The sequence below is a fragment of the Streptomyces sp. CLV115 genome, assembly GCF_038448545.1.
In the GTDB taxonomy this organism is placed as follows: domain Bacteria; phylum Actinomycetota; class Actinomycetes; order Streptomycetales; family Streptomycetaceae; genus Streptomyces; species Streptomyces sanglieri.
Window position 1 is genome coordinate 102,944 of record NZ_JBCEWQ010000011.1, and the last position, 8,491, is coordinate 111,434.

Annotated in this window: 9 protein-coding genes and 2 rRNA genes; 2 read left to right on the plus strand and 9 right to left on the minus strand. The window is 71.1% G+C overall.

Features of this window, described 5'->3' with window-relative positions; genetic code table 11:
• Positions 1–46 precede the first annotated feature (46 nt).
• The 3 genes from AADR41_RS06775 to AADR41_RS06785 are packed head-to-tail and all read right to left on the minus strand — an operon-like array spanning position 47 to position 2,089.
• Positions 47–952, minus strand: a complete 906-nt coding sequence (locus tag AADR41_RS06775) for an NAD kinase (protein ID WP_342280448.1) — start codon at positions 950–952, stop codon at positions 47–49.
• Positions 949–1,764 carry a TlyA family RNA methyltransferase gene (locus AADR41_RS06780; protein WP_342280449.1) on the minus strand — a complete coding sequence of 272 codons (816 nt, stop codon included), beginning with the start codon at positions 1,762–1,764 and terminating at the stop codon, positions 949–951. The genes AADR41_RS06775 and AADR41_RS06780 overlap by 4 nt, the downstream gene beginning before the upstream one ends.
• A 7-nt stretch (positions 1,765–1,771) precedes the next feature.
• A complete protein-coding gene (locus AADR41_RS06785; protein WP_342280450.1) occupies positions 1,772–2,089 on the minus strand; it encodes a hypothetical protein in 318 nt (105 codons plus the stop codon).
• Between the two features lie 43 nt (positions 2,090–2,132).
• Between AADR41_RS06785 and AADR41_RS06790 the strand changes: the two genes are divergently transcribed.
• Positions 2,133–2,480 carry an SCP2 sterol-binding domain-containing protein gene (locus tag AADR41_RS06790; protein WP_342280451.1) on the plus strand — a complete coding sequence of 116 codons (348 nt, stop codon included), beginning with the start codon at positions 2,133–2,135 and terminating at the stop codon, positions 2,478–2,480.
• A 3-nt stretch (positions 2,481–2,483) separates the two neighbouring features.
• Here AADR41_RS06790 and AADR41_RS06795 read toward each other — a convergent pair whose 3' ends face one another.
• Positions 2,484–3,314, minus strand: coding sequence for an ABC transporter ATP-binding protein (locus AADR41_RS06795; RefSeq protein ID WP_342280452.1), 831 nt, complete (start codon positions 3,312–3,314; stop codon positions 2,484–2,486).
• Positions 3,315–3,501: 187 nt separating this feature from the next.
• The gene (locus AADR41_RS06800; RefSeq protein WP_342280453.1) at positions 3,502–4,530 is read right to left on the minus strand and encodes an HAD hydrolase-like protein; all 1,029 of its coding nucleotides are present in this window, start codon (positions 4,528–4,530) and stop codon (positions 3,502–3,504) included.
• A 72-nt stretch (positions 4,531–4,602) separates the two neighbouring features.
• Here AADR41_RS06800 and AADR41_RS06805 point away from each other — a divergent pair, with 72 nt between their 5' ends.
• Positions 4,603–5,880 (plus strand): DUF1015 domain-containing protein, encoded by a 1,278-nt coding sequence (locus AADR41_RS06805; RefSeq protein WP_342280454.1) that lies wholly within the window; start codon positions 4,603–4,605, stop codon positions 5,878–5,880.
• 56 nt (positions 5,881–5,936) lie between these two features.
• Here AADR41_RS06805 and AADR41_RS06810 read toward each other — a convergent pair whose 3' ends face one another.
• The 4 genes from AADR41_RS06810 to AADR41_RS06825 all read right to left on the minus strand — a co-directional run.
• The gene (locus tag AADR41_RS06810) at positions 5,937–6,671 is read right to left on the minus strand and encodes a tetratricopeptide repeat protein (RefSeq protein WP_342280455.1); all 735 of its coding nucleotides are present in this window, start codon (positions 6,669–6,671) and stop codon (positions 5,937–5,939) included.
• On the minus strand, positions 6,671–7,972 hold the full coding sequence (locus tag AADR41_RS06815; RefSeq protein ID WP_342280456.1) for a hypothetical protein: 1,302 nt from the start codon (positions 7,970–7,972) through the stop codon (positions 6,671–6,673). Before AADR41_RS06815 ends, AADR41_RS06810 begins: the two co-directional genes overlap by 1 nt.
• Before the next feature lie 186 nt (positions 7,973–8,158).
• A 5S ribosomal RNA gene (gene rrf, locus AADR41_RS06820) occupies positions 8,159–8,275 on the minus strand.
• A gap of 111 nt (positions 8,276–8,386) precedes the next feature.
• Positions 8,387–8,491, minus strand: a 23S ribosomal RNA gene (locus AADR41_RS06825); the annotation flags it as partial.

Here is an 8,491-nt window from a genome sequence, read left to right on the forward strand (position 1 = left end):
TGTATCGCGATCCCATTCGCAACACCTCCGGGGGAATGTCCGACGGTCAGTGCGGTGCGCCCCGCCACCCCGAGACCGGCAGGGCGAATTTGGCGACCAGCCGGTCGGTGAACGAGGCGTGGTGCAGCCGCGCCAGCCGTACCGGCACCGCGCCGCGCCGCACCTCGACCCGGGCGCCGGCGGGAAGTTCCACGGTCCTGCGGCCGTCGCACCACAGCACCCCGTGCGGGGTGTGCTGCTGGACCTCGACGGCGAGCACCGACGTCGGGGAGGTCACCAGCGGCTTGGCGAACAGCGCGTGGGCGCTGATCGGCACCATCAGCAGCGCCTCGACCTCGGGCCAGACGACGGGACCGCCCGCCGAGAAGGCGTAGGCGGTCGATCCGGTCGGGGTCGCGCAGACGATCCCGTCGCAGCCGAACCCGGTCACGGGGCGGCCGTCGATCTCCAGCACGACCTCCAGCATCCGCTCGGGCGACACCTTCTGCACGGCCGCTTCGTTGAGCGCCCAGTCGGTGTGCACGATGTCGCCGTTGCTGTGCACCAGTACGTCGAGGGTCATGCGCTCCTCGACCTGGTAGGCCCGGGTGACGACCCGGTCGACGACCTTGTCCAGGTCGTCCCGTTCGGCCTCGGCGAGGAAGCCGACCCGGCCGAGGTTGACGCCGAGCATCGGCACCCCGGACGCGCGGGAGAACTCCGCGCCGCGCAGCAGCGTGCCGTCCCCGCCCAGCACGATCAGCAGTTCGCAGCCGTCCACGGCCCTGGGCGTGGTGTCCGTGACCGTCTCGACGGACGGCGGCAGCGGCAGATCGGCCGCCTCGGTGGCCAGCACCCGCACGCCCAGGCCGCTGCGCAGCAGCCCCTGTACGACCAGTTCGGCACTGCGGATCGCGGCCGGACGGCCGGTGTGTGCCAGAAGAAAGACAGTTCGTGCCGCATTCGTCGTCAACGAGGCCCCTCCGCCACTGCACGGTCGACATCTGCGGGATCCAGCTCAGGTGCTCCTGCCCGCAGCCAGAGAAAGTACTCGACGTTACCGGCGGGGCCGGGCAGCGGGCTCGCCGTCACCCCCCGCACTCCGAGCCCCAGCGCCCAGGCCCGGCGCGCCACTTCCCGTACCGCTTCGGCCCGCAGCTCGGGACTGCGCACCACGCCGCCGCTGCCGAGCCGTTCCTTGCCCACCTCGAACTGCGGCTTGACCATGAGGACCAGGTCCGCGTCGGGGGCGGTGCAGCGGGCCAGGGCGGGCAGGACGAGTCCCAGCGGGATGAACGAGAGGTCGCCGACCACCAGGTCCACCGGCTGCCCATCGATCGCCTCCGGCGTCAGTTCCCGCACGTTGGTGCGGTCCTTGACGGTGACGCGCTCGTCGGACCGGAGCGACCAGGCGAGCTGCCCGTAGCCGACGTCGACGGCGACGACATGGCCGGCGCCGGCCCGCAGCAGCACATCGGTGAAACCACCGGTCGACGCCCCGGCGTCCAGCGCCCGCCGGCCCTCGATCTCCAGCCCGAGGGGGACGAAGGCGGCGAGGGCGCCCGCGAGCTTGTGCCCGCCGCGCGAGACGTACCCGGGGTCGCTGTCGTCCTCGATCACGACGACGGCGGCGCTGGTCTCGACCTGGGTGGCGGGTTTGGTCGCGGTGTTCCCCCCGACGGTCACCCGCCCTGCGGCGATCAGCTGGCTCGCGTGCTCGCGCGAGCGTGCGAGCTTGCGGTGTACCAGCTCGGCGTCGAGGCGGCGACGGGCCACTCTTGCCACGTTCGGTTCAGCTCCTGTTGTCGTACGAGGGCATCGGTGCGGGTACCGGTGCGGGTGCGGGCCCGGCGTCCAGCGAGGTCAGCGTTTCGCGCAGCCCACGGTGTACATCCTCGTACACCTCGATGTGTCCGTCCGCCGGGAGGTGGTCCGCATCGGCGAGACGCTCCAGCCCGGCGTCCACCCCGGCGTTGCCCGTGGGCGTGCGTACGACGCCGAGGGGCGCGGGCCCGGCGGGGTCGGGCGGGGCCCCGGCGGCCGGGTCCTCCGCCCCGCTCCCGGGCACTGTTCCGGCTGCCGTCCCCGGTTGCGGCATCGAGTCGCTCATGCGGGAAACGCTACCGCGAAGGGCTGCGGTACCGTCGATCACAATGGCGACCATGGCGGAGTGCCGCAGCGCACTCGACAGACTTTCCGACAACCTCGCGGGGGCCGACGGCGACGTACGCGGCGCGGCTGCGCTCGACCGCTCGCTGAGCTGCCACATCAAGGACCTCGGCATCACCTTCACCGGGCGGCTGGCCGATGGCCGGATCCAGGTCCTGGACACGGTCGACGGCCCGCCCCGCGAGAAGGCCGAGATCCGGCTCGCGATGACCGGCGACGACCTGGTGGCCATGGTGGACGGCGAGCTGAACTTCGCCAAGGCGTGGGGTTCGGGCCGGGTCCGGCTGGAGGCCGGCTTCCGTGACCTGCTGAGGCTCAGGTCGCTGCTGTAGGGATCAGCTCGCCGCGGCGGGGACCGGGCGGCCGCCGCTGCCGGCCGGGCGCGGCCCGCGTGCGGCGGGCACCACCAGCGGGGTTCCGGTCTCCGGGTCGTCGATGACCCGGCAGCGCAGCCCGAAGACCCGCTCCACCAGTTCCGCGGTGACCACCTCGCCCGGCGCCCCTTCCGCGATCACCTCGCCCTCCCGCATCGCGACGAGGTGGGTGGCGTACCGCGCGGCGTGGTTCAGATCGTGCAATACGGCCACCAGGGTGCGCCCCTGCGTCTCGTGCAGCTCCGCACAGAGGTCGAGGACATCTATCTGGTGCTGGATGTCGAGGTACGTCGTCGGCTCGTCGAGCAGCAGCAGCGGCGTCTGCTGCGCGAGCGCCATGGCGATCCAGACACGTTGCCGCTGGCCGCCGGACAATTCATCGACATAGCGATCGGCGAGTTCACCGACCCCGGTCGCCGCCATCGATTCCTCGACAATGCGTTCGTCGTCCGGCGACCACTGGCGCAGCAGCCCCTGGTGCGGGTACCGGCCGCGCCCGACGAGGTCGGCGACGGTGATCCCGTCCGGCGCGATGGAGGACTGCGGCAGCAGCCCCAGCGTCCTGGCGACCTTCTTCGCGGGCATCGCGTGGATCGCCTGCCCGTCCAGGAGCACCCGCCCGCTGTCCGGTTTCAGCATCCGCGAGAGCGCGCGCAACAGGGTCGACTTTCCACAGGCGTTGGGGCCGACGATCACCGTGAACGAGTTGTCGGGAATCTCGACCGAGAGATTCTCCGCGATGACCCGCCGGTCGTAGCCGAGGGTCACCGAGTCCGCGGTGAGGCGCTGCATGGTCGTACTCCCGGAGCCGGAGGTGATCGGGTGCGGGACGACGACACACCGAACAAGGACAAGTTAGGTAAGCCTACCCTCCTATATGTCGGTGTTGCCGGGAGCCCCCGCCCTCATCGGGAGCCCCCGATCTCGCCGGGAGCCCCTGTTTTCGCCGCGAGCCCCCGATCCCGCCGGGAGCGCCGCGTCACAGCCCCAGCCTGGCGACCGCCTTGCCCGAGTCCAGCCCGCACGAACCGTCCCCCGCGTACGACCAGGCCGCCCCGCAGAGCGCCCGCAGCCCGTCGAGTACGTCGCCGTCCCCCGCCAGCACCAGTTCCTCCCCGCGCACCGATGCCGTCCAGCCACCGCACCCGAAGCCCTCGCCGCTCTCCGCCACCTCGGGCTGCCCGGTCAGCAGCCCCCGCAGATCCGCGTCGACGTACGTCGGCCGGTGCTCCGGCGGGGCGGCGACCAGTCGCGCCGCGTCCGTCACCCCGGTCAGCACCAGCAGCGAGTCCACCCCGCCGTTGAACGCGCCCTCGATGTCCGTGTCCAGCCGGTCACCGACCACCAGCGGGCGCTCGGCCCCGGTCCGCAGCACCGTCTCCCGGTGCATCGGCGGCAGCGGCTTTCCGGCCACCTGCGGCTCGGCCCCGGTGGCGATCCGTACGACCTCCACCGCCGCGCCGTTGCCCGGTGCGATACCCCGGGCGCTCGGGATCGTCAGGTCCGTGTTGGAAGCGAACCACGGCACCCCGCGCGCGATCGCGTACGCGGCCTCGGCGAACCGCCCCCAGGCCATGTCGGGCCCGCCGTACCCCTGCGCCACCGCGACCGGCTCGTCGTCCGCCGACTCCACCGGCACCAGGCCGCGCTCCCGCAGCGCGACCCGCAGCCCCTCACCGCCCACCACCAGCACCCGCGACCCGGCGGGCAGCTGATCGGCCATCAACCGGGCCACCGCCTGCGCCGAGGTGATCACATCGGCGGGCTCCGCGGGTACGCCGAGTTCGGTCAGGTGGGCGGCCACCGCGGCCGGCGTCCGCAGGGCGTTGTTGGTCACGTACGCCAGGTGCATCCCGCCGTCCCGCGCCACCCGCAGCGAGTCGACGGCGTGCACGATCGCGTGACCGCCCGCGTACACCACGCCGTCGAGATCGAGCAGCGCCGTGTCGTACGCCTCGTTCAAAGCGGTGCTGCTGCCGCTGGGCCTGGTCCTGCTCGCCTGACTCATTCTTTGCGCTCCTCGTCCCATGCTTTTCGTTCCGATCATCGCTCATCCCGTCCGCACACATACGATGCAGAAATGAACACATCAGGTCCGGCCGGCCAGGGACTGCGTCTGATTCCGTTCCGAGGGCTGCGGTACGTTCCCGAGCGGGTCGGCAGTCTCGCCGCGGTGACCTCACCGCCGTACGACGTCGTCGTGCGCCCCGATGGTCTGCACCACCTGGAGTCGGCGGACCCGTACAACATCGTCCGGCTGATCCTGCCGCAGGCGGACACGGCCGCGGCCCGCCACCAGCAGGCGGCACAGACCCTGAAGCACTGGCTGGCCGAGGGCGTCCTCGCACCGGACAGCGAGCCCGCGCTGTACGTCTACGAGCAGCGCAACGCCGAGATACTGCAACGCGGCGTGGTCGGGGCGCTGGCGCTGTCCGCGCCCGCCGACGGCATCGTGCTGCCGCACGAGGACGTGATGGCCCATGTCGTCGAGGACCGGGCCGATCTGATGCGCACCACCGCCGCCCACCTCGAACCACTGCTGCTCACCTACCGCAGCGACGAGGACGGTCCGGGAGCGACCGCCGTCATCGAGCGGACCACGGACCGCCCGCCGCTGCTCGCCACCACGACCGAGGACGGCTACCACCACCGGCTCTGGGCGGTCACCGACCCGGCCGACCGGGCCGAGATCGAGACCGATCTCGCCCGCCACCAGGCTCTGATCGCCGACGGCCACCACCGCTGGGCCACCTATCTGCGCCTCCAGCAGGAGCACACCGCCCCCGGCCCCTGGGACTTCGGCCTGGTCCTCCTCGTCGACACGGCCCGCTACCCGCTCCGGGTCCGGGCAATACACCGGCTGCTGCACCGCCTCCCGGTCGCCGACGCCCTCGCGGCCCTGGACGGCCGGTTCCGCGTCCGCGACCTGGACGTGCCGCTCCCCCGGGCCCTGGACGCGCTCGCCGAGGCGGCCGCCGAAGGCAACGCGTTCCTGCTCGCGGGCGACGGCGGGTTCCATCTCGTCGACCGTCCCGACCCCGGTCTGCTGTCCCGCACGATTCGCGCCGACCGTCCGGCCGCCTGGCGGAGCCTCGACGCGACGGTTCTGCACTCGGCCCTGCTCGACCACATCTGGCGGATTCCCGACGCCCCGGAGCACATCGCGTACATCCACGACACCGCAGCCGCCGTGGAACAGGCCGAACGTCACGGCGCGACGGCGGTCCTGATGCATCCGGTACGCGAGGAGGTCGTCCGGGACCTCGCCCGGCAGGGAGTCACCATGCCCCGCAAGTCGACCTCCTTCGGCCCCAAGCCGGCCACCGGTCTGGTCCTGCGGAGCCTCGACCTCGACTGACCCGCAGCAACAGAAAAGGGCGGCACCCCTCCCGGGGTGCCGCCCTTTCTCATGCCTTACGCCTCCGACGGACGGTTCTCGTCACTGTCGTCGCTGTCGTCGTCCTTCGCGGTGGCAGCGGACCCGGAAGCCGCGTCGGTGCCGATCGCGGCCGGGTCCTCGTCCTCATCCTCGTCGAGGGCATCGACGAACTCGACGCCGTCCATCTCGGCGAGCCGGTCGGACGCGTCGGTGGAGCCGTCCTTGTCCGCCTCCAGGGCCTTCCCGAACCACTCACGCGCCTCGTCCTCGCGCCCGGCCGCCAGCAGCGCGTCGGCGTACGCGTAGCGCAGCCGGGCCGTCCACGGGTGCACGGCGTTCGAGGCGAGCTCGGAGCTCTGCAGCGTGACGATGGCCGCGTCGAGCTGTCCCATGTCCCTGCGGGCCCCGGCAGCCACCAGCCGCATCTCGACCTGTCCGGCCTTGTCGAGCTTCTGCACCTCGGGCTCGCCGGCCATGGCCATCGCCCGCTCGGGCCGTCCGAGTCCGCGCTCGCAGTCGGCCATGACGGGCCACAGCTCCACGGACCCAGTCATCCGCTTGGCGGCCCGGAACTCCGCCAGCGCCTCCGAGTACTTCTGCGTGGCGTACGCGGCGAACCCGGCCGCCTCACGCACCGCGGCCACCCGCGAGGCCAGCCGGAGAGCGATCCGCGAATACGCGTACGCCTGCTCCGGGTCCTCGTCGATCAGCCGGGCCACCATGACGAGGTTGCGCGAGACGTCCTCGGCCAGGGTCTTCGGCAGGCTCATCAGCTCCTGCCGCACGTCCTTGTCGATCTCGTCACCGGTGACGTCCTCGGGAATCGGAAGTCGCTTGATCGGCTCACGGTCCCGGTCGTCCCGACGCTCGTACCCACCACGGTCGTCGCGCCCGCGGTAACCACCCCGGCCCCCACGATCGTCCCGCTGCCCGCGATATCCCCCACCGCGGCTGTCGTCGCGACGGAACCCACCACCGGAACCACCACCGCGGTTGTCGTCGCGGCGGTAGCCGCCGCCACGGCTGTCGTCATCCCGACGGGGACCACGCGGCCGGTCGTCCCGACGCTCGAAACCACCCGAAGGACGCCCACCACGGTCATCATCACGACGCGGCCCACGGAACCCACCACGCTCGTCATCCCGACGCGGCCCACGATCCCGATCACGGTCATCGCGACGGAACCCACCACCGGAACCACCACCACGGCCGTCATCCCGACGGAACCCACCGCCAGACCCACCACCACGGCTGTCATCCCGACGGAACCCACCACCGGAACCACCACCGCGGCTGTCGTCGCGACGGAACCCACCACCGGAGCCGCCACCACGGTTGTCGTCGCGGCGGTAGCCGCCGCCACGGCTGTCGTCATCCCGACGGGGACCACGCGGCCGGTCGTCCCGACGCTCGAAACCACCCGAAGGACGCCCACCACGGTCATCATCACGACGCGGCCCACGGAACCCACCACGGTCATCGTCCCGACGCGGCCCACGATCCCGATCACGGTCATCGCGACGGAACCCACCGCCAGACCCACCACCGCGGCTGTCGTCGCGACGGAACCCACCACCGGAGCCGCCACCACGGTTGTCGTCGCGGCGGTAGCCGCCGCCACGGCTGTCGTCATCCCGACGGGGACCACGCGGCCGGTCGTCCCGACGCTCGAAACCACCCGAAGGACGCCCACCACGGTCGTCATCACGACGCGGCCCACGGAACCCACCACGGTCATCGTCCCGACGCGGCCCACGATCCCGATCACGGTCATCGCGACGGAACCCACCACCGGAACCACCACCGCGGCTGTCGTCCCGACGGAACCCACCGCCAGACCCACCACCACGGCTGTCATCGCGACGGAACCCACCACCGGAACCACCACCGCGATTGTCGTCGCGGCGAGGTCCCCGATCACGGTCACGGTCGTCGCGGCGGAAGCCACCGCCACCGCTTCCGCCGGTGGGCCGGCTGTCGTCACGCCGGTAGCCACCGCGGTCGTTGTCACGACGCGGTCCACGATCCCGGTCGCGGTCGTCCCGACGGCCGCTGAAGCCGCCTCGGTCACCACCGTCCCGGCGACGCGGCTCGCGCTCCGAACGATCGTCGGGAGAGTTGGTGGACATCGGCGTGACTCCTGTCATCAGGTACTACAAGACATTCTGGCGCAGCCGGACATCCGACGCGCTTCGGCAAAAACAAAAGGACCCTTGGTCCCAGCGTGAACGCTGGGACCAAGGGTCCTTGAAAGATTGTTCGGCGGCGTCCTACTCTCCCACAGGGTCCCCCCTGCAGTACCATCGGCGCTGAAAGGCTTAGCTTCCGGGTTCGGAATGTAACCGGGCGTTTCCCTAACGCAATGACCACCGAAACCCTATCGGGTTCTAGCGAACAAGCACACTTTTCAATTAAGTAGTGAAGCTGTTCAACCGGTGCGATAACTGTTCGCAACCCGGGAACAACACAGTGGACGCGAGCAACTGAGGACAAGCCCTCGGCCTATTAGTACCAGTCAGCTCCACCCGTTACCGGGCTTCCACATCTGGCCTATCAACCCAGTCGTCTACTGGGAGCCTTAACCAATCAA